The sequence below is a fragment of the Delftia lacustris genome, from assembly GCF_040267515.1.
Classification (GTDB): domain Bacteria; phylum Pseudomonadota; class Gammaproteobacteria; order Burkholderiales; family Burkholderiaceae_C; genus Comamonas; species Comamonas tsuruhatensis.
In genome coordinates, this window is record NZ_CP141274.1 from 3902128 (window position 1) to 3927177 (window position 25050).

21 protein-coding genes are annotated in these 25050 nt (G+C 65.4%); 7 read left to right on the top strand and 14 right to left on the bottom strand.

Going from position 1 to position 25050, the window contains the following annotated elements; all coding sequences use genetic code 11:
* The first annotated feature begins 110 nt into the window (after positions 1-110).
* From U6958_RS19230 to U6958_RS19255, 6 genes are all read left to right on the top strand, one after another.
* On the top strand, positions 111-809 hold the full coding sequence (locus U6958_RS19230) for an HNH endonuclease signature motif containing protein (RefSeq protein WP_074924403.1): 699 nt from the start codon (positions 111-113) through the stop codon (positions 807-809).
* Positions 806-1096: a hypothetical protein gene (locus tag U6958_RS19235; protein ID WP_074924393.1), complete on the top strand. Its 291-nt coding sequence runs from the start codon at positions 806-808 to the stop codon at positions 1094-1096. Before U6958_RS19230 ends, U6958_RS19235 begins: the two co-directional genes overlap by 4 nt.
* A 60-nt stretch (positions 1097-1156) precedes the next feature.
* Positions 1157-1339 carry a hypothetical protein gene (locus tag U6958_RS19240; RefSeq protein WP_017404878.1) on the top strand — a complete coding sequence of 61 codons (183 nt, stop codon included), beginning with the start codon at positions 1157-1159 and terminating at the stop codon, positions 1337-1339.
* Between the two features lie 14 nt (positions 1340-1353).
* Entirely contained in the window at positions 1354-1563 is a 210-nt protein-coding gene (locus U6958_RS19245; protein WP_074924391.1) for a hypothetical protein, read from the top strand.
* Positions 1564-1903: 340 nt separating this feature from the next.
* Positions 1904-2872: an IS5 family transposase gene (locus U6958_RS19250; protein ID WP_016445619.1), complete on the top strand. Its 969-nt coding sequence runs from the start codon at positions 1904-1906 to the stop codon at positions 2870-2872.
* Between the two features lie 36 nt (positions 2873-2908).
* Entirely contained in the window at positions 2909-4006 is a 1098-nt protein-coding gene (locus U6958_RS19255) for a site-specific integrase (protein ID WP_350337279.1), read from the top strand.
* 211 nt (positions 4007-4217) lie between these two features.
* Here U6958_RS19255 and U6958_RS19260 read toward each other — a convergent pair whose 3' ends face one another.
* The gene (locus U6958_RS19260; protein ID WP_143044740.1) at positions 4218-5198 is read right to left on the bottom strand and encodes a hypothetical protein; all 981 of its coding nucleotides are present in this window, start codon (positions 5196-5198) and stop codon (positions 4218-4220) included.
* 199 nt (positions 5199-5397) lie between these two features.
* Here U6958_RS19260 and U6958_RS19265 point away from each other — a divergent pair, with 199 nt between their 5' ends.
* The gene (locus U6958_RS19265; protein WP_143044739.1) at positions 5398-5634 is read left to right on the top strand and encodes a hypothetical protein; all 237 of its coding nucleotides are present in this window, start codon (positions 5398-5400) and stop codon (positions 5632-5634) included.
* Positions 5635-5640: 6 nt separating this feature from the next.
* Here the strand turns inward: U6958_RS19265 and U6958_RS19270 are convergent.
* The 13 genes from U6958_RS19270 to U6958_RS19330 form a co-directional block, all read right to left on the bottom strand.
* Positions 5641-6449, bottom strand: a protein-coding gene (locus U6958_RS19270; protein ID WP_085930546.1) for an IS5 family transposase whose coding sequence is annotated in 2 segments (ribosomal slippage) — positions 5641-6119 and positions 6119-6449 — 810 coding nt in all. Because the reading frame shifts where the segments join, the coding sequence is not laid out codon by codon here.
* Positions 6450-6751: 302 nt separating this feature from the next.
* Positions 6752-14572: a PLxRFG domain-containing protein gene (locus tag U6958_RS19275; protein WP_074922881.1), complete on the bottom strand. Its 7821-nt coding sequence runs from the start codon at positions 14570-14572 to the stop codon at positions 6752-6754.
* A 3-nt stretch (positions 14573-14575) separates the two neighbouring features.
* Positions 14576-16216, bottom strand: coding sequence for a hypothetical protein (locus tag U6958_RS19280; RefSeq protein WP_074922880.1), 1641 nt, complete (start codon positions 16214-16216; stop codon positions 14576-14578).
* A 77-nt stretch (positions 16217-16293) separates the two neighbouring features.
* Positions 16294-16965 carry a DUF6682 family protein gene (locus U6958_RS19285; RefSeq protein ID WP_074922879.1) on the bottom strand — a complete coding sequence of 224 codons (672 nt, stop codon included), beginning with the start codon at positions 16963-16965 and terminating at the stop codon, positions 16294-16296.
* A gap of 5 nt (positions 16966-16970) precedes the next feature.
* Entirely contained in the window at positions 16971-17336 is a 366-nt protein-coding gene (locus U6958_RS19290) for a hypothetical protein (protein WP_074922878.1), read from the bottom strand.
* Positions 17337-17416: 80 nt separating this feature from the next.
* A complete protein-coding gene (locus U6958_RS19295; protein ID WP_074922877.1) occupies positions 17417-17818 on the bottom strand; it encodes a hypothetical protein in 402 nt (133 codons plus the stop codon).
* A gap of 64 nt (positions 17819-17882) precedes the next feature.
* Positions 17883-18989: a DUF4043 family protein gene (locus U6958_RS19300; RefSeq protein WP_074922876.1), complete on the bottom strand. Its 1107-nt coding sequence runs from the start codon at positions 18987-18989 to the stop codon at positions 17883-17885.
* Between the two features lie 171 nt (positions 18990-19160).
* On the bottom strand, positions 19161-20201 hold the full coding sequence (locus U6958_RS19305; protein ID WP_074922875.1) for a hypothetical protein: 1041 nt from the start codon (positions 20199-20201) through the stop codon (positions 19161-19163).
* 31 nt (positions 20202-20232) lie between these two features.
* Entirely contained in the window at positions 20233-20415 is a 183-nt protein-coding gene (locus U6958_RS19310; RefSeq protein ID WP_074922874.1) for a hypothetical protein, read from the bottom strand.
* An 11-nt stretch (positions 20416-20426) separates the two neighbouring features.
* On the bottom strand, positions 20427-21923 hold the full coding sequence (locus U6958_RS19315) for a hypothetical protein (protein ID WP_244160507.1): 1497 nt from the start codon (positions 21921-21923) through the stop codon (positions 20427-20429).
* Positions 21850-22557: a hypothetical protein gene (locus U6958_RS19320; RefSeq protein WP_244160506.1), complete on the bottom strand. Its 708-nt coding sequence runs from the start codon at positions 22555-22557 to the stop codon at positions 21850-21852. Before U6958_RS19320 ends, U6958_RS19315 begins: the two co-directional genes overlap by 74 nt.
* Before the next feature lie 2 nt (positions 22558-22559).
* Positions 22560-24155 (bottom strand): terminase, encoded by a 1596-nt coding sequence (locus tag U6958_RS19325; RefSeq protein WP_074922873.1) that lies wholly within the window; start codon positions 24153-24155, stop codon positions 22560-22562.
* A complete protein-coding gene (locus tag U6958_RS19330) occupies positions 24152-25018 on the bottom strand; it encodes a terminase small subunit (RefSeq protein ID WP_074922872.1) in 867 nt (288 codons plus the stop codon). Before U6958_RS19330 ends, U6958_RS19325 begins: the two co-directional genes overlap by 4 nt.
* Positions 25019-25050 lie beyond the last annotated feature (32 nt).

Consider the following 25050-nt stretch of genomic DNA (forward strand, 5'->3'; position numbering starts at 1 on the left):
GAGCCGGTTTTTTTGCGCCCGCGCTCAAGAGTCATGAGCCCAGCGCGCTTTCCTGATCCCTCTCCTTGCCCAAGCCAGCCCAGAGCTGGCTTTTTTACGACCCGAGGAACATGACTGATAGAAAGCCGGAACCTACAAACTGGACGTCACAGCAGATCTCCCAGTTGCGCGCCCTCTACCCTGACACGCCCACAGACCAAGTTGCCCAAGTACTGGGTTACAGCACGTCAACGATCTACCGCCAAGCCGCAGCCCTGGGGATCAAGAAATCCCACGCCTTCAATGAAAGCGAGCACAGCGGCCGGATCAAGCGCGGCAGGGATGACCCCCGCATGGTGGCCACACAGTTTCAGCCTGGCCTCACGCCTTGGAACAAAGGCGTGCCGGGATCGACTGGGCACCACGAAAACTCCCGGGCAACGCAGTTCAAGACGCGCCGGCCCGAAGAGTCCCGGAACTACCTGCCCATCGGCAGCCTGCGCGTCACGCGCGACGGGCTTCTGGAACGCAAGATGACCGATGACCGGAGCATCGTCCCCGCCCGGCGCTGGACAGCGGTGCACCGGCTCGTCTGGGAGGCCGCGAACGGCCCCGTGCGAGAGGGTCACATCATCGTGTTCCGGCCTGGCCAACGCACCACGCAGGAGGCTGAAATCACAGCTGATCGCCTCGAATGCATCAGCCGCGCCGAGAACGCGCGCCGCAACCATCCCGCCCGCAAGTCTCCCGAGCTGGCCAAGCTGGTCCAGCTCAAGGGCGCCATCACCCGCCAGGTCAACCGCATTGCCAAAGAGAGCCAACCAAAATGAGCACACCGCACATCACCCTCGTTCGCCAGCAGTTGCTCGACACGCTGGCAGATCTTCGCAACCGCGAGCAGCCCATGGACGTAGACCGCGCTCGAGCAGTGGCTCAGGTGGCCTCTGTTCTCGTTGACACGGCCAAGGTCGAAGTGGAGTACTTGAAGGTCACGCACTCGGACCGGAGCGACTTCCTCGAAGCCCCGCCCACGGCCCCACAGTTGCCGGCCCCCAGCAGCACGCCAACGGCACACAACCCCTTCCCTACGTCGGCCCGCCACACCCTGGCCGGCTGATCAGCCGCCTCCACCATGCACCGGCCCGCCTTGCGCGGGCCGCTTCGTTTCTGCATCCATATGCCCCAGACCCCACCCCAGAAGCCCTACACCCCTCCCAGCAACTGCTATCAGGGCATCGAGCTCAAGCCTCACCCCGGCCTGCCCGCAGCGCGCATGTATGCCTACACGCTACCCAGCCGCGTCGGCGGCCAGCTGTATTACCCCGCGCCCGCACGCCGCATCGAGCCTTTCCCCGCCTGAACTGGAGTTCCGCCATGACGATGATCAACACCCCTCTCGTGCTGCTGGCACAGCAGTGCGGCGGCACCTTCCACACGCCCGGGCCGACGCGCGCCATTCGCGGCATGTGCTTCACCTTCGAGCAGTTGGAAACACTGGCGCAGCAGCTGCGCTCGAAAGCAGCTGCGTCGCCCAATACCCACCAAGCCCAGGCACCGGAACTGGCCGCGATGCCGAATGAGTGAAACCGCGCTCACCCTAAAACAGGCAGCCGAACGACTGCAGGTTTCCTACGGAACCATCTTCGAAAGGCGGCATGAGATCGCCTTTCGCCTACCCGGATCGCGCATATGGCGCATCTGGCCATCCGCCCTTGCTGCTCTCAACAAACCTCGCAACAATGTCACCCGGCTATCGTTGCGGAACCAGGATAGTGAATGCCCATCCGCAAAGATCAAACTTCCGGAATCTGGTGGATCGATCTACGCACGCCAAGCGGCGAAAGAGTTAGGGCTACGCTGATTAAGGTCAGCCTTGCGGGTTGATCGGGTGGCAAGGCAAGCGGTGCTTCGCGATGATGCCTGCATGAAGCAAGCAACACTCGCAGCAGCAGCCGATCAGGGCGCGGAGTTCGAGCGATTTCGCAGGCCAACGCGGCGCGATGTGTTCCTGCAGACGATGGACACCATCGTGCCGTGGGCTGAGCTGTGCGAAGTCATCGAGCCCCACTACCCGAAGGCCGGCAGGGGCCGTCCGCCCATTGGCCTGGAGCGCATGCTGCGCATGTACTTCGTGCAGCACTGGTTCAACCTCGCCGACGAGGCCTGCGAGGAGGCGCTGCTGGACAGCACGGCGCTGCGCCGCTTCGTGGGCATTGACCTGGGCCGCGAGCGCGTTCCCGACGGCACCACCTTGCTGAAGTTCCGCCGGCTGCTGGAGGACGACAAGCACAAGCTGGGCGCCGCACTGTTCACCAAGGTCGGTGAAGTGCTGCAGAGCAAGGGCATGAAGGTTGGCACCGGCACCATCGTGGATGCCACCATCATCTCGGCGCCGAGCTCGACCAAGAATGACAAGGGCGAGCGCGATCCCGAGATGCACCAGACCAAGAAGGGGCAGCAGTACTTCTTCGGCATGAAGCTGCACATCGGCGTGGACAGCGAGACGGGCCTTGCGCATAGCGCGGTGGTGACGGCGGCTAACGTTCACGACAAGCACCCGCTGCCCGAACTGCTGCACGGCCAGGAGCTGGAAGTCTTCGGCGACAGTGCCTACGCCTCCCAGCAGGCGTTGATCGCGGCCAAGGCACCGAAGGCCAAGGACCAGACGAATCAGAGGGTCCGAGGCACAGGGTATCTGGCCGACTTGGAGCGCATCGTCAACCGCATCAAGTCCAAGACGCGCTCTCGGGTGGAACACGTGTTTGCCGTGGTGAAGCGCCAGTTCGGCTTCAGCAAGGTCCGCTACAAGGGCCTGGCGAAAAACGCGACGCGAGCGTTCGTGGCGCTGGGTTTGGCGAACATCTACCTGGCGCGCAAGCGTCTGGTGGCATGAGTGCGTCCACAGTGGGCGTGCGACGCGCCTGCCACCTTGAAAAGGCTGAAGAATGCGGCGTTGACTTGGAGCAACCGGATCACGTCAGCCAAGTCGGGCGTCAGCACGACGCAGTGTCGAAATCTCAGGCTTGTTCAGCGTAGCCCTAGACGATCTTCTAAAACGACCGAGCGCAAGGCAGCTCAGGAGTACCACGACCGCCTGAAAGCGGAGATGTGGCGGCAGGACAAGCTGGGGGAGCAGCCGCAGCGGCTTTTCGAGGAAGCTGCCGTTCAATTCCTCCGCGCCTCTGCTGGACAGAGCGACTACGACACCAAGGTTCGGCACGTCGCGTATTGGCGCACCGTCTTCGGCGGCAGGCCCATCAGCTCTTTAACAAGCGACGTCATCCTTGACAACCTGCCCACGCACTTCGTGCGCCACGGCTCCACGGTGCAGCGGCCCACATCGCAGAGCACCAAGAATCGGTACATCGCCACCCTGCGGACCCTGCTCAACATGTGCGAGAAGATGCAGTGGCTGGCGCGCGCGCCCATTCTCAGCAACTACCGGGAGCCAGCGGTTCGCATTCGGTTCCTGACCCGCCAGCAGGCCCGAGCCTTCATCATGGCCTTGTCTCAGGACTGGATGCGGGACATCTGCCGCTTTGCCCTTGCCACGGGCATGCGAAGCGCGGAGATCCTCACGCTCACCTGGGACAAGGTAGACCTCAAGCGCTCCACTGCCTGGGTCAGCGCCGACGCCTCCAAATCGGGTTCCGCGCGAGTGGTCCCACTCAACAGCGAAGCGCTCGACGTGCTGAACGCGCGCCCCAAAGGCGTCAACGTCTTCACGCGGCCTACCGGGGCACCTGTGAAGCAGGTCGATGCGCGAATTCTTGCCCGGGCCTTCGCCGCTGCCGGCGTCGAAAACTTCCGCTTCCATGACCTGCGGCACACCTGGGCGAGCTGGCATGTCCAATCCGGCACACCGCTGTTCGTGCTGAAGGAGCTGGGAGGCTGGAAGACGCTGGAGATGGTGAAGAAATATGCCCACTTGGCGCCGGAGCATCTGGCCCAGTACGCAAACGCGGTCATGTTTTGGTCAGAGCAGACCCCCGACAACAAGAAAAAAGCCCCTACGCTTGTGGCGTAAGGGCTTGATTTCATTGGTATTTAGTTGGTGGGTCCTGCGAGATTCGAACTCGCGACCAACGGATTAAAAGTCAGACTCTCAACCGTTAAAAATCAAAGGGTTACGCTATTTTCCGGGAATATTCCATGGAAGCAAAGTGAACGTTGAAGCGCCTGCCAACGATTTATTCCCACACATATCTCAGATCGTCTTTTTAGCAAAACCTCAGCGATCAGGGCGCATATCTTTGTGGTAGCACTATCGAAGAAGCCACCTGTTGGCAGAGCGGCCGGAGATTTTTGAAAGACGCACGAGCGTGTGACATATCATTTGATCCCGCCATACAGTTCAGCACAAACATATGAGTCTTTGTGAAAACAGCATATATGCTGGCCGATGAATAAATAGTATCTCCAACTCGTTCTGTGGGAATTTCATATTCAATATGATATCCAGGATACGTTTCAATAGTAATCGCCTGAGCCTTTATTATTTTCGTTCTTTCTGGAACTAAAGTTTTTTGACCTTCAGGGGTTTTTATAGTCTCCAGAATGTCATCTTTGGTAATGTTGTTCGGCACAATCTTCACCATTGCAGACATACTCTCCAGACCAGTGCCATTGGCGCTAGTCCAGGATTGAACAATATTGGGTCTGTCTCCATCCTTGCCCTTCCAAGACAAAGGAATTTGAAGATTAAAAAATAACCCCTTTGCTTTCCCTTTCCCATCTCCCACATAATTCTGCCTGTATCCTTGCAGAAACTCGCTCACTGGACTTTTCTCAAACTGAACAGCGAGTAAGTATTGAAGCATCGGCGATGAGATGACTCCATCCGCTCGACCTTGTAGTTCTTTGAGGAAAACTCCAGCGACCTCCGGAGTCACATTCAAACCATCGAGTTGAGTCCTCAGGCTTTCACGGGCTACCCTTTGCAGCTCTATCCATTGATCCTCGGTAAGTTCTTCTTTCAATATAGCTTCAAGCTTTTTTTGAACGCCAGGAAAATTAGCATCGAATTTTAGTTGCGCCAAACGATATTGATGAGCGAGTTCTGGCGCTGCTTTTTTTCCAAGTTCGATTGCAGCAGATTGACCCACCAGAAACCCATACAACTGTTTCAATCCCTTTGAGGAAACCTCATTCACATTAAAAGCAAAAGCTTGAAATGAGAAAATTGAACCGATAAATAAAACAAGAAATCTATAATACATACGCACTCCTCATTAAAAGCTAATTATTATCACGTGTACCTGGCAAGTATCTCAAACATTCATCGACACAACTACTTGTGGCAGACGCACGATGCACTGATAAAATTCCAAGCCAGCGCAGTGGTTCCAGCCAAGCAACTGGCGGAATCTTGCCATATCAACTTGAAGGATGGAGATTGGCATGAGGTGGAGCTTGCTTATGTTCGCCGGTCTTCCATTCGCGGCGCAGGCCGCAATTGACCAGCCTTCTGGCCCTGCTGGCTCCATCGGGGTCGAGAACCTCATCTGGCTGGTTGTGCTGTCTTGTGCCGTGGGCTGGGTGACGAGAGAGGTGGTGCAGTCCACAGGTCGCTACACCCCCGAAGAAGAAGCCATGTTCACAGGAACTGCCGCCTTGATAGGTGGCCCAATTCTGACTTGGCTGTTTTTCTTCTAAGACTGGCTAACACCACCGATCCACGAAGCGCGCGCAGATGATCGCTGCCGCCAATTTCAGCAGCGCTTCGTGGATATCCAGCCGTCGTTCAAAGCGGATTCGCAGCTTGCCAAAGCCTGCAAACCAGCTGTGCGTCCTCTCCACCACCCACCGGTGTTTGCCCAGCCGCTCGCTGCTCTCAATGCCTCGTCTGGCAATTCGGCCAATGATGCCCCGCTGCCTCAGGTGGGCTCGGCATCGCTTGAAGTCGTAGCCTTTGTCGGCGTGCAGCTTTGCCGGTCTTCTACGGGGACGTCCTGGCAGGCCAGCAATCGCAGGAATCGCGTCCACGCACCTCTCGAACATCTTGGAGTCGTGCCGGTTCGCGCCGCTGACCAAGATCACCAGCGGGATGCCTCTGGCATCTACGACGATGTGCCGCTTGGAGCCGAGCTTGCCTCTGTCCGTGGGGTTTGGGCCCGTTTCCTGGCCCCCCGGGGGCTTGGTACCGAGGAGCCATCAATGCTGGCCCGGCTCCAATCGATTTGGTCATGTTCACGCAAGCGAGTCAGCATGGCCTGGTGCAGCTGCTCCCAGACACCAGCGGCGTTCCAGTCGCGTAGGCGCCGCCAGCAAGTCATGCCGCTGCCGTAGCCCAGGGATTGGGGAAGGTCTTCCCATGGAATGCCTGTTTGCAGCACGAACAAGATGCCGTTGAGGGCGGCCTCATCGCTGACTGCGAGCTTGCGCGCACCGCCTTTGGCAGAAGGCACGAAGGCTGGGATCAGGGGTTGTAGCTGTCGCCACAGTTCTTTGCTAACGGGTCGTCTTGCCATGAGGGCAGCGAGCATAACTGCTCTGCGGGGGCCTGTGACGAAGTGGTGTTAGCCACTCTAAGTCGAGGCACGAACGCAGTCCGACCACCCCTGGCACTCTGCCAGAGTTGAACAAAATCAAGTAGTTACCGCCGTCCTGCAGGCCCAGCGAAGGGCATCTCCGGTTCTGTGCCGGAATTAAATAAAAACAAGGACTTACGCAGTCCGGCCGCCTGCAAGATGCGCGAGCCAGCATCTCCTGCGTTCTGCAGGAGATTAAAGAAATCAAAGGGTTAGAAGGGGGCAGGTCCTGCCCCCTTCCCCTACTCCTCAACCGCGAACCGCCCAGCGTCCATGGCATCGCGCCGCTTTTTCGGCAGATAGACCCCATCCTCGGCCTCCCGGATTCGCTTCTCGCGCATGCGCACGCTCTGGGCCAGCTGCATCGGCTGGATGCGGCGTGCCGGGTTCTTCTCGTTGAAGCGCTGGATAGCCTCCCGCGCCTCGGCCTTGCCCTCCTCGTCCTTCGCCATCGCAGCCATGGCGAACTGCTCCACCAGCGCACTGCGCCGCGCCTGCAACGCACGGTCCTGGCCCACGATGGCGGCCTTGCCTTCGTAGGCGTTGCGCACGCTGGACGGCGAGAAACCCACGGCCTGCCCGGCCACGGCGGCCGCGTCCACCTGGTCCTGCACCACGATGCCGGTCTTGTCCTTGACGCCCTCCGTCTCGTAGCGCCAGGCCTTGAGCGGCCCGCGCAGCACGCTGGGCGCCATGGTCTCCAGCCCGCGCTGGTACCGGCCCTCGCTCATCTCCTGCAAACCCTTCAAGGCGTTGATGCCGATGCCGGCCACGGGGCCCAGAGCAGCAGCCATCGACGACTCACCCAGGCGCTGCCCTTCCAGCCCCTCCTGCACGTCCGGCAGGATCAGGCGGTCCAGCCCGACGCGGCCCGAGATGTCCCAGGGCGTCAGGCGGGACAGGCCATGGGACAGCACCTCGGCCGGCTTCTGCCCGAAGGCGTCAGCCAGCATGTTCTGCATGGCCACCTGTGCGTCCCAGGGCTCATCGTCATCGCCACCCAGCATCGAGGCCGCGGCCAGGAGCGTGGTCACCATGGGTAGTCCCAGCACGCCGGCTGCCATGGCATGCGTGGTCAGTAGGCCGGCCAGCGCCTTGCGCGCGGCGGCGCGGTCTTCGGGCTTGGCAGCGGCCAGGGCCTGCTGAGCGTTGCGCACCAGGGTGTAGACCATGTTCTGGCCGTACTGCTTGAACAGCAGCAGCACCCGGGCCACGTTGCCCTGCATGACGCGCGGGCGGTTGTTCGCGCTGTAGTCGAAGTGGCCGTCGTAGGTGGCCTGCACGGCCTGCTGGTAGCCCTGGTGCTGGTCGGCGCCTGCCTCGCGCGCCAGGCGGTACGCGGCCACGAAGGTCACCTGGCGGTTGAACTTCTCGGCGTGGTGGAACATCCAGCTGGCCGCGTTCATGACCGGCCGCAGCTTGTGCGACACGTTGCGGTCCTCGCCCTGGGCGATGCCGGCCAAGTCGTGCGCCATGGTCACGTCGATGACGCCCGAGCGCACGGCCTCGTCGTAGGCGGCTTTCTCATCGGGGCTCAGCGATCCGGTGATGTCGTTCTTGCCGCGCACTGCTTCCTGGCTGGCCTTGAGCAGCGCGGCGGCCGACTTGCGGAACCCCCAGCGCGCGCCCATGACCGGGTAGGCCACCAGGGCAGTCTGGGTCAGGTTGACCATGGCAGAGGCCGGGGACAGGCCCAGGTGGAACATGAAGCCCACGCTGGTCAGTGCCGTGGACAGCGCATTGGTCTTGGGGTTCATGGCCGCGTCGTGGCGCTTGACCATCTCGTCCACGACCTGCTGGCCCTTCACGGAATCGAAGCCTGCATCGCCCGCGCCCTGGTCCACGCGCCGCTGCATCTCGCCGAGCTGGTCCTGCAGCTGATCGCCATACCGCAGCTTGGCCAGGTAGCTGGCCCCGTGGAAGACGTTCTGAGCGAAGGCCCGGCGCGCATCCTGGCTGAAGCCGGCCGTGCCCTTGCGGTGGATCCCGTGCTTGGCCCAGGACAGGTCCGGCAGCGAGGACAGGTACAGCTGGCCCAGCGCATCCTCGAGCTCGGCCCGCTGGGCAGCGTCCATGCCCTGCTTGTCCAGCACGCCGTACAGCTGCTCCATGAAGCCCCTGCCCACGGTGTCGCGCTCGGCCACGAAGTCCTTGGCCTTGAGCACCTTGCCCACGCTGAAGCCCTTGTCCTTGGGGAAGGCTGCGACCATCTGGCCGCGCATGGCATCCGCCTCGGCCATGGTCTCGGCTCGGCTGACGCTGGCGGTCTTGCCCTCGGCGTCCTTGACCACCACCACGTACTGTCCGAAGCGCGCCAGGGGGAAGTACACGCCCTTGATGTGCCCGAAGAACTCGTCGTCCATGCGCTTGAGCATGGCGGCCTTGCGGTCGCTGCTCATGCCGGCGCGCTCGATGCGCTCCTTGATGGCCGAGCGAACGTCACGCATGTGCTGGCGGTAGGTGTCCCGGGCCTTGGTGTAGACCTCGCGCGCCTCGGGCGTCAGGGCCTCGAAGCGGCGGCGCAGCGCGCCGTACTGCACGCGGTTGTCGTCGGCCACGTAGTCGGCGGCCGGGTCCATCTGCGCCAGGGTCGAATCGTGCATCAGCTCGGCCAGAGCCCGCTCGTCGGCCAGCTTGGCCCAGTTCTGGGCCAGCTGGTCCGCGCCTGCGCCGGCCTCGTTCTTGTCGGCATCCATCCTGGCCATGAGGTCGCTGTACGTGCGCAGCTCGGGCAGCATGTCGCCGTACACGTCCACCAGCTGCCGGCGGCCCAGGAAGCCCAGGCCCAGGGGTCGCAGGTCCGTCGCCTTGTGGCCGACCAGCTTCTTGACGTTGGTCGCCGTCATGGCCTGCAGCGTGGCGCCCACGCGCTGGCTGGCCGGGTTGTCGCCCAGGGTGCGGTAGCGCGCCAGGCCTGCTGGGCCACCAGCCGGCGCAGAGGTGCGGCCCTCGCCCGCGCTGTCGATGGCGCGCAGCACGAAGCGCTCGGCCTCGTTGTAGGTCATGTTGCGGATGCGGCCGGCCAGGCGCTGCATGCCCATGCGCTCGGCCACGCCGGCCAGCCAGTTGGCCAGGGCGCGGATGCGCAGGCCCATCCTGGTGCCGGCCTGCTGCTGGGCGCGCAGCTCCTGAGCCACCACGGCCAGGCCCTCCTCGATGGCCAGGGCCTCGTAGCGGGCGGTCAGGTCGGAGCCACGCAAGCCCATGTCGCGCAGCACCTGCAGCTGCAGCGGCGCATCGGGGGCCTGCTCTTTCCAGTCGATGGCATACTGCCGCACCCTGGCATCGCGCTTTGCCAGATCCAGCATGGCCTGCACATAATCGGAGCCTGGCAAGATATTGCGCACACCCATGTGGAACATCTCATGAAACAGGGTCTCGACAACAGCGTCAGCACTGCGATGGGCGGAAGCCACGATGACGATGCGGCCCTCCCCGGGTATCGCCGCCCCCATTACACCGTCGGGCGCATCGACCCCAAGCTCATCGCTCCGAAGCACGACGCGAACTGGTGGCGGGGTCCGCAGACCCGAAAGGGCATCGTCCACCGCTTTCTGGGCCTGTTCAAGCGTCAGGCCTGAGCCCGGCGGCACTTCGCTGGTCGCGCTGAACAGCATCACCGAACCGTCCTCGCCGCGGCGCGTGTCCACCGTCTGGAAGAAGCGGTCGAAGGCCTCGCGGACCTGGGGCAGTTCTCCAGCCGTCGGATAGGGATAGGCGCCCTCCAGCGCGAACGCGCCGGCCGGCACCACGTTGGCCAGGAAGTCGTTGCCGGCGCTCTGGTCCTGCAGCTTGGCGATCAGGTAGCTCTCGAAGGCCCGCGCCGACATCTCGCGGCCGGTGGTCCAGTAGTCCTTGGTGCGCCGGTCGTCCAGCTTGCGTGAGCGCTCCTGCATGCCCGTGGCGTTGATGGTGTTGCGCAGGTCCCGGAAGGCGGCGCGCATCTCCTCGCGCACGCCATCGCCACCACGCTCCCCCTCCGTCATGAAGCCGGCGCCGTCGCCGCGCTGGCGGGAGAAGTAGTTGTCCATGGCGTGCCACCATTCGTGGCCCAGGGCGCCGGCCGCCTGGCGCTTGGTGAGGTTGATCACCACCTGGCCCGGCTCGTAGTGCGCTGCTGCAGCGTCCACGCCGCCCGAGCCGCGCGCGCCGAAGGCCAGGCCCAGCCGGCCGCCCAGCGACAGCGCCCGGGGCGGCAGGTTCAGCACGCCGGCCATGTCCATCAGCGCGTCATAGGCCTGGTTCAGGTCCTGCTGCCGGCGCGGCCCCTCGACATAGTTGCCGAACTGCACGCCCCGGAAGCCGAAGGCATCCTGGAACTGCTGGGGCGACACGTCGGCGCCCTTGCGGTAGTCCTCGCCGATGCGTGGCGCATTGCTGGCCGAGCGCACGGGCGGCACGGCCTTGTAGTCGGTCAGCAGGCGCTCCAGCTCGGCCTGGTTGTCGGCCAGGTACTGGCGTGCAGCCTTGATGTCCTGGAAGCCCGCCTTCAGCTCGGCAACGTTGCGCCCGATCTTCTTGCCGATGAAGAAGGCGCGGGCGCCGCCGGCGCGCTTGGCGTAGATCTCGAACGTGGCGCCACGGGCCGGCGCATCCTGCTCTGCCGCCAGCTGCGCGGCGCGGCGCTTGAAGGCCTCGATGGCCGCCTCGCGCGTGTCGCCCTTGGCCAGCTCGCGCGGCCAGGTCCCGAAGGCCGAGGCCTTGGCCTGGCGCGAGACGGTCCAGATGCTGCGCGGCGGGTCGTAGCGCACGCCGTCATACATGGAGAAGCTGCCTGCGTGCAACTCGATTCCCTTCAGCGAACGCTCGTGGCCCAGGGCCTCGTACAGCGCTGCCTGGTTGGCGATACCGGTGGGCAGGCTGGAGTTGTTCAGCTGCGTGCGTACCGCCTGCGGGTCCAGCCGGCCAGCCAGCAGCTCGTCGGCGGAATCGCGCAGCGTGGCTACGCGCTCGGACCAGCCGCGCAGCTTCCAGGAGGACTGAGGCTTGGTGGGCACGGCATCGCGCATGGCGCGCACCAGGGCCACGGTCTGGGGCTGGGTGCCGCCGTCCAGCAGCTTCTGGTAGTCGGGCTCGGGCCAGGTCTTGGAAAGCGGGTGCGCCTTCACGTCCAGCGCCTTGGCCTTGGCCATGCCGTCGGCGTAGGCCTCGGCATAGAGCATCTTGCGGGCGCCGGACAGGGTCTCGCCGAAGTCCTCGATGCGGCCCTGCTGCTGGGCGACGCGTGCGGCTGGCGAACCCGGGTTTTCCCGGTTTGGCGCAAATGTGGGATTTTCCCGTATTTGGCTCGGCGCACCCTGGCCAGCGGCCTCCGCAGCCAGGGTGGACGCGGCGGTGCTGGTTGATGCCGGATTTTCCGGCATCAAACCACGCCGGTCTTGTGCTCCTGCTTCAGTAGCACCAATGTCAGCAGTTTCCGGCTGGCGCGCGGGCTCGGGCATAGGCGGAGTGGTTGGCGTCGAAACTGCCGGTCCGCCCGTTTCCGGTGCGGGCTGCGCAGCTCGCGCGTCGTCTGCCGCATCGATGTCGGCCACTATCTGCGCCAGGCGCTTGCCACGCGGCTCCAGACCCAGGCCCCGGGCAACGCGGCCGGCCTGCATGGCGTTGGTGCGCCAGTTCGCTGGCCTGGCAGCACTACGCTGCTGGCCCACGAACCCCAGGGACGGGTCGCCCTGGGCGGGCGCAGCTTCGTGGGTGTCGCTCAGCCCCTGGCGCTGCAGCTCCGCCTGCGCCTGCTCGCGCGTGGCGAACGGGCGGCCGTCGGGCATGGCTATCGTGCTGGCCGGGCCGGCGCCGACCTCGCGCGTGGGCGTATCGATGGCTTCAGGCCCACGCAGGCGCGCTTGCTGCGCACCGGGCACTGCCCCATCCTGCTGGTCGCCCAGGGGCGTGATGCGTGTCAGGTTGCTCAGGCCCAGGTCGGCGCGGCGCGCACGCTCTGCCTCAAGCTCCTGGCGCTGCTGCCGCTGCTGGTTGATCAGCGCGACGGCCTCAGCGCGGCTCTCTGGGCGCACGCCCTCGGCGCCGGCCACCATGCGGCCCGAAGGACCGGCCTCGAACCCCAGCACCGCAGGGCCAGCCTGGGGCACCGCCGCGCGCTGTTCCTCGGGCAGGCGCACGGTGGGCTGCACGTCGTAGCCCCGGCCGCTGGGGTGCGGCACCACCGACACAGGAATGCCGGCGGCGGCAGCCTGGCGGCGCAGGCCGTGGGCCTGGTCCAGGCGCAGCGGCGCGCCGGGCTGCAGTTGCTGCGCGAGGGCCAGCTGGTTGATCTGCTCGGCCGCCGGGTCAACGATGGCCAGTGCAGCAGCGGGCGCGAAGTCGATCTCGTTGCCGAAGGCCTGGCGCTCGGCCGGGGTCAGCGTCAGCCGTTCATCCGGCCGGGCAGCGCGCGACGCCATGAAATCGTCCGGGGAGAAGGTCGCATGCAGCGCCTGTGCGGCGGCTGCACGCGCGCCGGGCGCCAGGTTCTCGTTCAAGGCGTCGGCCAGCAGGCGCCGGTACTGCGGCTGCCGCTCGGGCGTGATGGCCTGCTCGATCAGCGGGGCGTACTCGGCCACATCGGGCAGCGGCCCACGCGGCTCGAAGGTCCGCAGGATGCGCCCCTGCTCCATGTCGGCGGGGCCCAGGTCCACCGCTGCAGCAGGCACGGCGGCGGCAAGGTCGCGCGCCTCAGCCTCGCGCGCTGCTCGCACGCCTGCCGGGATGTCACGGGCCAGGTCGGCATCCACAATACGCGCTGCACGCTGCTGAGCCTCGTTCATGCGCGGCAGGGCCTCGGCCATCGTTTCCTGCGCGCTGATGGGCTGCGGAGCTGTGGGCATGGGCGCCAGGCCCAGGTCGCCGGCCATGGCAGCAGCCTTGGACAGCGGGCCAGCGTTGGGGTCGATAGCCGGAGCACCAGCAGCTGTGGGCTGGGCCGCATTGCCGGCAGCCTGGACAGCCTCGGGCGTTTCGCCAACGTTGCCAGCCTCGTCAGCAAAGAGCGGCTGGCCAGCATCCGGCACGGCCATGGTGCCAGGCTGCGCGCCGGCCTGTGCGGGAGAAGCCGTTGCTGTGGCCGCCCCTGCGCCGCCAGCTGCATCCGTCTGCAGCTGCCCTCCGGGCTCAGACTGGGGTTGCCCGACCGCACCATGACCACCGCGCATTGCAGCGCCTGTGCCGGCGCCCAGCAGGCCTCCGGCCACACCTTCGGCCACAGCCTGGCCGGCAACGCCCTGCCAGGTCGGCACGTCGCCACCTTCGCGCTGCTGAGCCACGTTGGAAGCAAAGCGCTCCTGGCCGCCCTGCACCGCCTCGGGGAGGCCTTCGGTCACGGCGCCCGTGGCCGCCCGGCGCAGCAGTGCCTGATTCGTGGCCCGGCCAGCCAGCGCGCCGCTCACCAGGCGCTCCACGCCGGTCGTGCCCGTCACCAGGCCCAAGCCGGCGCCCAAGGCCACGTTGTCCGCGTTCGGCCCGGTGTAGGCCTGAGCACGGTCGGCAGTTTGGCGCGCAGCGTCCGGCGTAGCGCCCTGATCTCGCTGCTGCTGTTCAACCGCGTCATAGATGCTGCCCTTCACAGAACCAGCTCCCTGGGCCGCGCCAAGTCCAGCGCCCAGCAGTGTCCGCGCTGCAGCGCTGCGCCCTACCGGCGTGAACATCGACGCGACGATGGGCACAACCGATCCCGCAGCCTCAGCCACCGTGCTGACCGGCGCCTCTGAGATGCCGCCCAACTGCGCGCCGACCTCACGCAGCACCGAGCCGGACTGCTCTGCCTCGCGGATGGTCTGTGCGCGCGCCGCCTTCTCGGCCTGCCGCTGCGGGCTCAGCAAGCCCTGCACAGCGTCCTGAGCCTTGCCCAGGCGCTGCGACGCCGCATTGCCTGCCCCGCCAGCATCGGCGATTGCCTTCGTCGCGCCAACGGCCCCGCCAGCGAAGGAGGCCGCGATGTCAGCCAACTTGCGGCCGGAGCTGGCGGGCTTGATCTCCTCGAACTGTGACCAGTCCACGGAAACAGGTGCCGGGGCCGGCGCAGCGCCGCTGTCCACCGGGGTGAAGTCGTTCCAGTTCACGTCTGCCATAACTCAGTTCCCCAACGGCACGGGCTGGCCGCCGCGCACCTCGTAAAGCCTGCCGTCCTTGCCACGCACCCGCGTGCCTTCCGCCGGTGCCTGTGCTGCGGGGGCAGGCGCGCCCATGCGCCGCATCTCGCCGGTGCCTTCGTTGACGGCGCCCAGGATGCTGTCGGTCTTGTTGCCCAGGGCGTCCGTGCCGCCCTGCAGCGCGACGGCTTTCCATCGGCCCTCATCCTTGCCGCCGAGGGCCAGCAGACGCTGCCGCGCTGTGCGCATCTGCTCCGGCGTCTTCGCAGCAGCCACATCGTTCTGGGCGGTCTCCAGTCGTTCGGCCGACCGGTTCTGAAACCCTGCTGCGGTTTGCTTCAGGCCGAACTCCTGGCGCGCCAGGTTGTCGGCTGAAGTGTTGCGCTGTGCATCTGCCGCGTCGCGGGAGCGCTGTGTGGCATTGGCGTCCATGCTGTTGGCGGCGCCCAGCAGCAGCTCAGCTGCACGACGGCTTCCGATTTGGCGGCTGGCCAACGTGTCCATGGCGCGCTGTCGCAGCGCCTCGGGGCTGTTGCGCGCGGCCACCTCTGCCCTGTACTGCGCAGCCTGCACGCGCTGCAGCGATTCATCCTGCTGCCGGCCCGCCAGCGCATCTGCTGCAGCCATGTTCTGGGCAGAGGGTCCGCCTGCTGGCCGTGCCGTGAAGCTCTGCAGGTCCGAACTGGAATCGGCCAGGTTCGTGTACAGAGGGGACTGGCCTGGGCGGTCGATGCGGCGAATGCCACCTGCGCCGCCCGGCTGGGCAGGTTGAGCGGTCGTGTCTGCCCCGGGCGATGCGGTGCCAGCAGGCGCGGGCGTGCTGGCCGTGGGATCTGTCGGGCGAGCCGGCGTGGCAGGCTGGGCCACATTCAGCCCGCCCGGCTCTGCCCCCATAGCGGCCGATGCGGCGGAGGAGCCTGCTCCAGCGGCCAATAGCCTGGTGGCTGCATCGATCCCGCCGCTGATCGCCCCGCCCGTCCGCGTCACCATGGGCATGAAAGCGCCCGCAGAACCAGGCAGCGCCGAGGCGATGTTGGCGAAGTTCCGGCCTGCCTCGGTGTTGCTCCAGCGGTCCTGGGAGCCGTCGGCGGCTGGGGCCGCGCGCTGACCATCGGTCGGGATCTGGGCCACTGCGCTGGAACGATCCACGGCGGACATGCCTGCGGATGCGGCGGTGGGCGGCGTCGCTGCGATTCGTGCTGCCTGGCTGGCTGGCATACCACTCGCGCCACTGCTGCCCTGCATCTGGTTCCCGGGGAAGGTGTTCGAGGGTGAGGCCATCACGTTGCCAGAGGCGCTGACCTGCGCCACGGAACTGTCTTTCGCAGCTGCGGCGGCATCGCCGAAGCTATTGGGCTTGGCGGTCTTGTCATCCATGACCGCCCCGCCATCGGCATATCGCCCGCGCCGCGCTGGCCGCCCGGTGGGCTCATGCGTGCGGGCCACCAAGTCCCGGAGGCTTTTCACGCCCACGGCCTTCACGGTGTCAGCCGGCAGGATGAACTCGCCGTCGGAGGCGCGGATGTCGATGGAATCGGAAGTGGCGGAGCCAGGGCCGCGGATGTGGCCACCGTTGCCGAGGGCCAGCAGTCGGCGCGCCGCCGGGGAATGAGTTTGTGCCATGGGAGACCTCTTGGGTGTTACCCAATGCAGTCTCTATGGCACCCGTGGAAACAGGAAACCCCAGAGGGGGCATCCAGCTACCAGGAACTGCGAATGATCGGGGGCGCCTTGTCTCGGTGTTTCCGCTGCACGTTTGCATCTGGGCGCTCGCCGAACGCCTGCTCAAACAGGCCCAGCGAAACCGCCGCCTTGTTCTCGTTGAAGATCTCGGCATCCTGGCGGAGATAGGCCCGGTGCAGGATCCAGTCCAGCAGGCGCAGGTGGTAGCGCTCGGGGATCTCGGGCTCGCTGTGGCAGGCATGTACCGGAAGATCATTCAGCGCGCCACGGTAAACAGTCATGGCAACGGTGTCAGCCTCCAACGGCTCGGGCACGAATCGAACGTGGGGGGCACCTCGGCCAGCAGCCTGCTCGAAAACGAAGTGGCGTGGCATGCCCTGGCGTGTCTCCCACCTGGAGTGGGTGCAGTCCAGTTCCTCGACGCTGGTCTCATGCAGAGGCCGTCCGCGCAGGCTCAGCCTCTTGATCTCCAGCACGCTGGGGTGCAGGGCATATGTGGATTTGCCGGGCTCCAGGGTGATGGAGCACACGGCGGGGGTGGTGCGGTCTTCCAGGAGCTTGGCCCGCTCGCAGGCCTCCTGCACGGCTTCGTTGAGGTAGCCGATGACATCTTCATCGGTCCAGAAATGCGGGGCCTCGAGGTCATCGACCGCCCGACGAAACCGCTCGATGAACTCTCCGACCCTCATGACGATTACGCCTGGGCAGCGTCGGTGATTTCGGCGAAGACTTGATCGGCCTCCTCGCGGGTGACCGGGATGCCGGTGAGAGACTTCAGGCGCACCAGATTCGGCTTGCCGTCCGCCGTGAAATCTTCCTTGCCACCGCTGGCGATCATGGTCTTCACCGCGTCCTGAATTGCCAGTTGACGCGCCATGATCTGCGTCTTCACTTCAGCGGTCCCGCCGTCGGCCAACACGGCGCCGCGCGCCATGGCCTCGCGCTGAAACTTCTGGGGCACATCGATGCCTTCGGGCGAGGCCGGCACCACCATGGTGTGGCCGGAGGTAAGGGAGACGTGCAGGGGTTGATCGCCAGGGGCGCGGAATTTCGTGTTCATGATGTTGTCCTTCGGGAGAAAAGGCCCGGCAGCTGAAAGCCGCCGGGCAAAGGGGCCACCACAGCCACCACAGAGAAGGTTCAGGTTTGGGAGAACGCAGAGCGGCCCGCGACGTAGTAGTGGATGGCGACGCGCGCCTTTCCAGCTGTGGCCGCCGCGCCAGCCTGGGCCAGCAGGGCCTTCAGGCTTTCAGCGATGGGGTGGCGGAAGCCGGTGATGGTCAGCGCCGTGCGCCCTGCAGTCTTCAGGTCGATGGGCGTGGCGGTGTAGCGGTCGTCGTCGGCCGTGTCGCCCAGCTTCAGCGTTGCGCTCGTTGCCGAGTTCCAGGCGGTCAGCACGGTGACGTCGCCGCCGACCAGGATGGCGTTGCCAGGCAGGTCGATGGCTGCTTCAGCTGTGCCGTAGGCAGCAGGATCAGCGAAGCCGATGTCCAGGTGAGCAACGATCAGCTCCTGGCGGGAGGGGTTCTTTTTGATGGTCATGGTGCGCTCCTTCAGCAACAAGGGGAGTAAGCGCCGGGGCCTCGCGGTCCCGGCAAAGGGCCGCTCAGGGCAGGTAGTGGTCGATGGAGAAGAGACCGAAGTCTTCGACCGACTTGTCGTAGATCGAATAGAACTGCGGCTTCAGGAAGCCGATGAACTTGTCGATGTTCAGGCCCACCTGGCTGTTGTACTGGAACGTCTTTTCGTCCCATTCGGCAGGGCCCAGGTCGGCCATGCCCAGCGCCTGCGCGCCGCACACCAGGGTGCGAGTGCCGTTGACGTTGCCGCCAGCACCCCACTTCTGGCCAGCGGCCGCGCCCTTGGTGTTGAACACCAGGTTGTAGTCGCAGATCACAGCGCCATCGATGGTGACCGTCGCGCCGGTGAACCAGGGCGAATCCGTGCCGTCCTTGGCGGCGACCTGAGTCACGGCCGCCAGATAGTCCTTGTCCTGCTTCAACATGGCCACGGTGCCAGGCTGCACGAACATCACGTAGTACGGCTTGCCGCCAGCCATCAGCGGCTTGACGCGATGCTCCTTGGCGTAGGCAGTCGCCTGCGTGATCATCTTGTAGCTGGGCACGAAGGACGAAGCGATGGCCCCGGTATTCGACAGGTCCAGCGTGGTGCCATCCCACATCAGCGAGCGCTTGGAGCTGGGCGCGCGCACGTCGGGCGCAAAGTCCAGGCTCGGGAAGACCGAGCCGGCATCGCGCAGGGAGCCGTCGTTGTTGAACTCGTAGCCGATGCCCGACATGGTCAGGAAGGCCAGCTGGTCACAGCGGTTGGCCAGCCAGTAGGCCAGGGCATCGCGGCCCTTCACGCGGAAGTTGATCACCGAGCGCTGGTCGGACAGCTTGCCGGTGTTCTTCACGCCGTGGCTCAGCAGGTCATAGGTGATGATCTGGCTGAAGGACTTCATGGCCTCTTCATTGCCTTCGCGCTCGTTGTCGCCGCGAACGCCATCGCCCACCAGGTCGGCGACCAGTTGGATCACGCAGGCCTCGACGCCTTTGTCGGTCTTGGTCAGTTCCTTGACCACCTGGATTACGTTGTTCTCGCCCTTGCCCGAGAACTTCTTGATGAACATCTGGTCGCGGGCTGCGGACCAGAGTTCGCGGGACCAGGCCAGCTTCTGGTCCGGGCTCAATGCTGCAAAGTTGGTTTCCATTTTCTGCTCCTGGAAGGTGTTTCACGTTTCGGGACATGACGCCGCCCAGTTGCGAGAGACATGGCTTTGGCGGCCAAGAGCGCCAGACTGCTTAACGCCCGTCCAAGGCGACAACCCGTTGAGACTTGGCCGGCAAGGAGGGTGAGGCCTTGCCGGCAGGAGGAGCCGTGATCAGTCGCCGCGCAGACGCTTGCGCTCGGCCTCAGGAAGCCTCATGTATTCGTCGTCGGTGATCTTCTTGGGGTCGATCGCCGCCGCCGTGGTGCGGTTTCCAAGGCCTGCCTGCACGTTGGGCGGCTGCAGCATCGAGTGCTCAGCCCCGCGACGTACGGCTCGCTCAGTCCGTATATCACCAGAACCACCCTGCCCCTGCATACCCCCAGGGGGGTGACCGGCCGGAGCGAAGCGCGGCGCAATGGCGTGCACAGCCTCGGTCATGGCCTGTTGAGGGGGAATCCCCCGGCCAACCTTCATCGCCACGGAAGCTTCAATCAGCTCCAACGCTTCCGCGCCCTCAGGCTCATCGAGCCACGGATAGGTCTGGATCAAGGTGACCGCAGTCTCGGCGTGCTGTGCATGCGCTGCGCTGGCTGCATTGGCTTGCTGGTAGCGCTCGAAGGCGGAGTCCTCAATGGCTGCATTGATCTGCATGCGCAGCTTGGCGGCCTCCTTGGTGTCGCCGTCCAGCATCAGCTGCGCGTACTGCTCCTCGGCCTCGGCAAGATCGAGCTGCTGGCGACTGTTGGCAGGCGCCGAGGCTGCACCAGTAGAGGCCGCCTGTCCCTGGTGGCCGCCGCGTAGCTGGGCAAGCTCGGCTTCAAGTGCAGCATTCCGCTCCAGCGCGGCCTTGCGCTCATCGTTGACAGCGTTGAAGCGAGCCCGGGGAATGCCCCCCCCGCGCGTGCCCTGGCCGCCAGTTCCATCGTCTTCGACACCGTGGGCAGCTTCGCCTTCGCTGGGCGGCTGGCCACCGCCACCACCGCCACCACCGTCCCCGCCCTCGCTGGCCACCAAGGCCTGCAGGGTTTCGGCGCTCAGGTCGTCGGCGGTCGTGTCGCCTCGCAGCTGGCGACGCTCCTCTTCTGGCAGGGCCAGGTAATCGGCCTCCGGGTCAGCCACAGCCGTGCCGGTGTCAGCACCTGTGGTATCGGTTCCGTTGTCGCCGGCAGGTGCCATGTAGCAGAACAGGATCTTCTTCAGCAGCGGGTTCATGGTGCTTCCTCTTCAGTGGTGGATTGGTGAGTCACTTCTTGCCGGGGGTCTGCAGGCTCTGCAGCTCGGCGATCTTTTCCCTGGCCTTGGCCAGGGCTGCCTTCAGGCGCTTGGGGTCCTTGCGGATCTCCTCCGCGCGCGCCAGGGTGCGCATGTCTTCTTCCACGCGCCAGTCGTCGTCCGATGAGATGGATGTGGTGCTGGCCTTGGCCATGGGGTGCTCCTTCAGTTCGTAGGGGTGTCGTAGCCCAGATCAGGGCCGGGTCGCTCGATGCCACCCTCCTGGCCAGCAGCAGGGCTGGCTGGGCCGGCGGGTGTCAGCGGGTCGGTGTTGCGCTGTGGCTCATCCAGGCCAGGCAGCGCTTGGCCGGGCTGCGGCACGATCGGCCCGGCGTCGCGGTCCACGTAGCCGGCTGAGCGCAGCATGGAGTCGGCGATGGGCGCCGCGCCCGGGTTGCGCGCGATCTCCAGGGCGGCCTGCGTACCGCTGTACTGCGACTTGATGGCCACGTCCACAGCCTGCGCATCGGTCTTGCGCGCCTGCGCGTCGATCAGCCGCGCGCGCGCTTCTGCCATAGGGTCGGCGGCCGCCCGCTGACGCTGTTGCATGCTGGCCAGAATGTCCTGCTTGTCAGCCAGATTGGAGTGCTTGATCAGCGTTGGATCGGGGATGGCGACACCGGCCTGGCGCATCTCCAGCGCCTGCTTGAACTGCGAGTTCTCGAAGGTGACCTGGGCAGGTTGCTCGGTGACCACCACGTCGTATGTTCCGATGGTCACGTCATTGATGTAGTTGCCCGTGAGAGGGTCGAAGCGGTTTATCTCCAGTTGCCGGTCAATTGGCTTGCCAGTCTCGGGATCGGTCTCGGTGATCCTGAAAACGCGGTAGCTGTCGTAGTACCGCTGGATCAGCTTCAGGATGCGCCTGGCCAGCAACCTGCGGGTATAGGCCAGGTTGTCCAGCGGCACGGCCAGCTGCTGCTGCGCCGCGAACTGCTTCGACTGGATGGCGATGCCTGGCTCGTTGGCGCCGCCAATGCCGCGCATGGCCTCGGGCACGGTGACGTCCTTCAGGGCGCGGTCTGCGCGGTCGATCAGACGATCCACGCCCGTGGGCACCTGGTTCGGCTGGATCTTCTGGGGCCGGTTCTTGGTGCCCTTGGCGACCTCGATGTGGAGCCCAGTTGCTGCCCCACGCTTCTCCAGCTCCTCCGACGTCATGTTCGTGATGCTGCCCTGCTCAGTGATCCAGCCACTGTTCGCAGAACTGCTCAGGATGTGCACGAACTGGGACATCGCTTTGTTGACGATCTCCTGCGGGCCGATGGCGTCATCCACCATGCCGCCGGTCCTGCCGCGCCGGAAGTAGGCGAAATACGGCACCACGGTGTAGTGCTCATACGGGCTGAGGGTGTCGTGCAGCGTCGCGGTCAGCGTGGTGACGGTCCACTTCACCCGGCGGCGCATGCGCTTGGCACGCACCGCGCCCTGGGCCAATGCATCGGCGATGGAGTCAGGCGCCATGTGTGCCTCGGTCTGGACATCTCCAGAGCGCGGGAAGACCAAGCAGGCGGTCGGCTCGTAGACAAAGCGCTGGCGGTCGATGATGCGGTACCGCAGCAGCCCGTCTTCAGCGATCGAGCCCGCGTCATAGGCGCCCAGGCGATTGCGGCTGGCGAACTTGTTGCGCTCGGTCTCGTCGTCCAGCTCCCCGAAGTCCACGCCAGCGTCGTGGCTCTGCTCGGCTTTTTGCCGCGCCTCCTTCCCGTACAGCTGTTCGATCTCGTCCAGCGTGAGCCACGCGTGTCACCAGCACGTCGCTCCAGTCGTCAGGGTCGTAGCTCTTCGCATCCGGGTCCGGGATCACATCCATGGGATCAAGCGTGCCGATGGCAATCTCTCCCTTGATGTTGTCGTCGAAGTTCATGCGGAGGTCGAAGTACCCACGCTGCTGGATCACGCCGTCGCTGAACACCTGGGTTTCATGCCAGTGCAGGCCCGCCATGTCGGCCACCTGCATGGCGACCTTGGACAGGATCGTGGCGCGATTCAGGTCAGCATCGCCGCCACGCGGCTTGAAGGCGATGTCGGCCCGGTTCTGGATCTGGTAGCCAAGGGCAGCATTGATCGAGGGCTTGATCTCGTTGAGTTCGTAGCAGGGCCGGCGCTCCTCCTCGAGCTGCGCGCGTGCAGCCAGCGTCCACTGTTTGCCCTGGCCCATGTACATGTCCTCGCAGCGCTGCGCCTGGGGCAGGTACTCGTCGTTGTGGCCACGGTCCTTGCCGTACTGGTAACGATTCCAGTTGGCGCGGGCCGCGTCGTCCAGGCTGCTGGTGATGGAGATGATGTTGGTCATGGTCATGCTGCTGATTGATCCCACCGACCGCTGCCGCCGCGCGCTCTGGCACGCATACGGTCATGCAGGCTCTGGCGAGGGCCGTGGCCAGGAATCAGGGGGATGGGGGCCGGCAGGTCATCCACGAAGGTCATGGCCACGCTGTCGCCCTTGTCGGGGGAGCGGCCCAGCACCTCGCGGATCTCGTCCTTGCTGTTGATCTGGATTGCCGTGCCCTTGCCCATGGTCACGACCTTGAACCGGGGCGCAGCCAGGTCACCCTCCAGCTCGGGGTCCGGCGGCAGCGCGATGGGCTCCGGGCCGTGTGGGTCCAGGGCCTCGCGCAAGCGCCAGTACATCTCGGCACGCTTGTTCCGGAAGCGCAGCTGGCCGGCCTTGTCCATCTGCTCGCTGGCGTTGGATGCGACCACAGGATGGATGTGCAGGCCCAGGCCCACCAGGAAGTCGTAGGCGCTGGAGCCGCAGCCGATGCTGTCCACCGCGATGGGCGCGCCGTCACGCACCAGGGGTGTCACGAAACCTGCGGCCGTGGGGCCGTCGTGCGTGACCACGCCCGGCGCCGTGACCAGCTTGTCGAACCAGCGGCCGTGGCGCCGCGCCGCAGAGGACTTATCCAGGCCCCCGCGCGACGGGTCGAACCCCATGGCTGTCATCGGCCCCTTCTTCTCGGGCTCCTTCCAGCGCGCCTGCGCTGCCTTGATCCACTCCGTGGGGATCAGCTGCCACACCGGGTCGGCCGCGCCCGCACTGAAGTCGCCACGCAGCATCTGGGAGCGCAAAGGCTCCTGCAGCGCCTGCAGCTGGGCCTTGTAGCCGGTGGCCATCAGGAACAGGTTGTCATCCACGCGCGAGGGGATGAACGTGCGGCTCTTGGGCTGCATCAGCTCGCCGGACACCATCACGGGCTCGGGGCCAGACACCTCCTGGTCCTCGCCCTTCTCGTTGGAGATGTACCAGCGCAGCTCGCCGGGCTTCGCTGGATTCGGGTGGCGCGGGTCCAGCCACGGCGCCCAGAAGCGCTTCACCCACTCGCCCTCCGGCCCCGTGGGCGGGTTGCCGGCGCAGACGATGCGCTGGCGCACCTTCGGGTTGTCCGTGCGCATCCAGGCGTTGAGCGTCCGGAACTGCGTCTCCGTGAAGTGGCAGATCTCGTCGTAGAGCTTGGCGTCGTGCGGGCGGCCGGCGTACTTCTCCCAGTCCTCGGGCTCGTTCACGCTACCCAGCTCGAGCAGGCGGTCGCCAGGCAGGCGCCAGAGCTTGTCCTGGCTGTTGTAGCCGTCGCGCGTGCCCAGGATCTTGGCCATGCGCGTCACCAGGCCCTTGAGCTGCACACCCTGGCGCCGGAAGATGATGGCGTGCTCCTGGGCTGTCAGAGCCAGGCCCAGCAGCAGCTCGGTCTTGCCGCCGCCGGCCGCGCCGCCGTAGAAGAGGATGTCGGCCAAGCAGTTGTAGGCCATGGTCTGCGGGCCAGGCTGGGGGACCCAGATGCCCGGATCAGCCTCGCGCAGGAACACGTCCAGTTGCGCGCGCTGGGCCTCGGGCAGCAGCTTCAGGCGGCGCAGGATCTCGGCCGAGGTGGGGATGCCCGGCGCCGTCATTCGGGCAGCCCTCCGCCCAGCACCAGGCCCAGCGTGGACATCAGCTCGGGGTTGGCGGCCAGGACACGCTGCATGCGCATCGCGCGCTCTGCGTCCGACATGTCGCGCAGCGAGAGCGGATCGGAGCGCTGGTAGTTGTCCCGGGCGTACAGGCCCAGGTTCTTGGCCAGCTTCTCCCAGGCCTCCAGCTGCGAGTGCATCTGGATCTCCACGCCGTACTTGGTCTGCTTGGCGCCGGCGTAGAGGGCCGCCGCACGCTGGCTCAGGTGGCGCGTGTCCTTCAGCACGGTGCGCGGCTCGCCGCAACCACCGCAGCCTGGGCACTCTGGATGGGGCAACAGGTGAGGGCTGTACCCCACCCCGCCCTGCTCGTCGAATTCTTCAGCCGGCTTGCCTGCCACAGCCCAGCGCTTGCGGTCCTCGGCCATCTCCAGCTCAGTGCGCTGGAACCTGTGGCCCTGGCCATGGCAGCACCTGCAGCAGCCGACACGCACCTCGATCAGTTCCCGGGGGTCAGCCGTGGCGATCAGGGCCAGCTGGCGCACAACGTGCTCGGCCTTGAGGTCCAGCTTGTCCTGCAGCTTCTTCTGGCCCGCCTGGATGGCGTCCTTGATGTGAGGTTTTCTGAGGAGGTCGTAGGCCTGCTCTGCCGCCGTGTTCTCGCTGTAGCCGGCCTTGATGACAGCCTGCGTGCCATTGGGCTCAATCAGGTACTCGCGGACAAAGCGCTGCTGCCGGGGATCCAGCTTGGCGATAGCTGGCGGCGTGGCTGCAGGCTTGTTCGGCCTGGTCCACCCCTCCCGCTTCGCACGCTTGTTGATGGTCACATGGGCGATGCCATGGCGTTGGCCAATATCGCGCAAAGACAGGTTCGTGGTGCGATAGACGTGCTCGA

Coding starts and splice junctions, on each gene's coding strand:
- U6958_RS19230 (WP_074924403.1), top strand. CDS start 111: ATGACTGATAGAAAGCCGGAACCTACAAACTGGACGTCACAGCAGATC.
- U6958_RS19235 (WP_074924393.1), top strand. CDS start 806: ATGAGCACACCGCACATCACCCTCGTTCGCCAGCAGTTGCTCGACACG.
- U6958_RS19240 (WP_017404878.1), top strand. CDS start 1,157: ATGCCCCAGACCCCACCCCAGAAGCCCTACACCCCTCCCAGCAACTGC.
- U6958_RS19245 (WP_074924391.1), top strand. CDS start 1,354: ATGACGATGATCAACACCCCTCTCGTGCTGCTGGCACAGCAGTGCGGC.
- U6958_RS19250 (WP_016445619.1), top strand. CDS start 1,904: ATGAAGCAAGCAACACTCGCAGCAGCAGCCGATCAGGGCGCGGAGTTC.
- U6958_RS19260 (WP_143044740.1), bottom strand. CDS start 5,198: ATGTATTATAGATTTCTTGTTTTATTTATCGGTTCAATTTTCTCATTT.
- U6958_RS19265 (WP_143044739.1), top strand. CDS start 5,398: ATGTTCGCCGGTCTTCCATTCGCGGCGCAGGCCGCAATTGACCAGCCT.
- U6958_RS19275 (WP_074922881.1), bottom strand. CDS start 14,572: ATGGCAGACGTGAACTGGAACGACTTCACCCCGGTGGACAGCGGCGCT.
- U6958_RS19280 (WP_074922880.1), bottom strand. CDS start 16,216: ATGGCACAAACTCATTCCCCGGCGGCGCGCCGACTGCTGGCCCTCGGC.
- U6958_RS19285 (WP_074922879.1), bottom strand. CDS start 16,965: ATGAGGGTCGGAGAGTTCATCGAGCGGTTTCGTCGGGCGGTCGATGAC.
- U6958_RS19290 (WP_074922878.1), bottom strand. CDS start 17,336: ATGAACACGAAATTCCGCGCCCCTGGCGATCAACCCCTGCACGTCTCC.
- U6958_RS19295 (WP_074922877.1), bottom strand. CDS start 17,818: ATGACCATCAAAAAGAACCCCTCCCGCCAGGAGCTGATCGTTGCTCAC.
- U6958_RS19300 (WP_074922876.1), bottom strand. CDS start 18,989: ATGGAAACCAACTTTGCAGCATTGAGCCCGGACCAGAAGCTGGCCTGG.
- U6958_RS19305 (WP_074922875.1), bottom strand. CDS start 20,201: ATGAACCCGCTGCTGAAGAAGATCCTGTTCTGCTACATGGCACCTGCC.
- U6958_RS19310 (WP_074922874.1), bottom strand. CDS start 20,415: ATGGCCAAGGCCAGCACCACATCCATCTCATCGGACGACGACTGGCGC.
- U6958_RS19320 (WP_244160506.1), bottom strand. CDS start 22,557: ATGACCAACATCATCTCCATCACCAGCAGCCTGGACGACGCGGCCCGC.
- U6958_RS19325 (WP_074922873.1), bottom strand. CDS start 24,155: ATGACGGCGCCGGGCATCCCCACCTCGGCCGAGATCCTGCGCCGCCTG.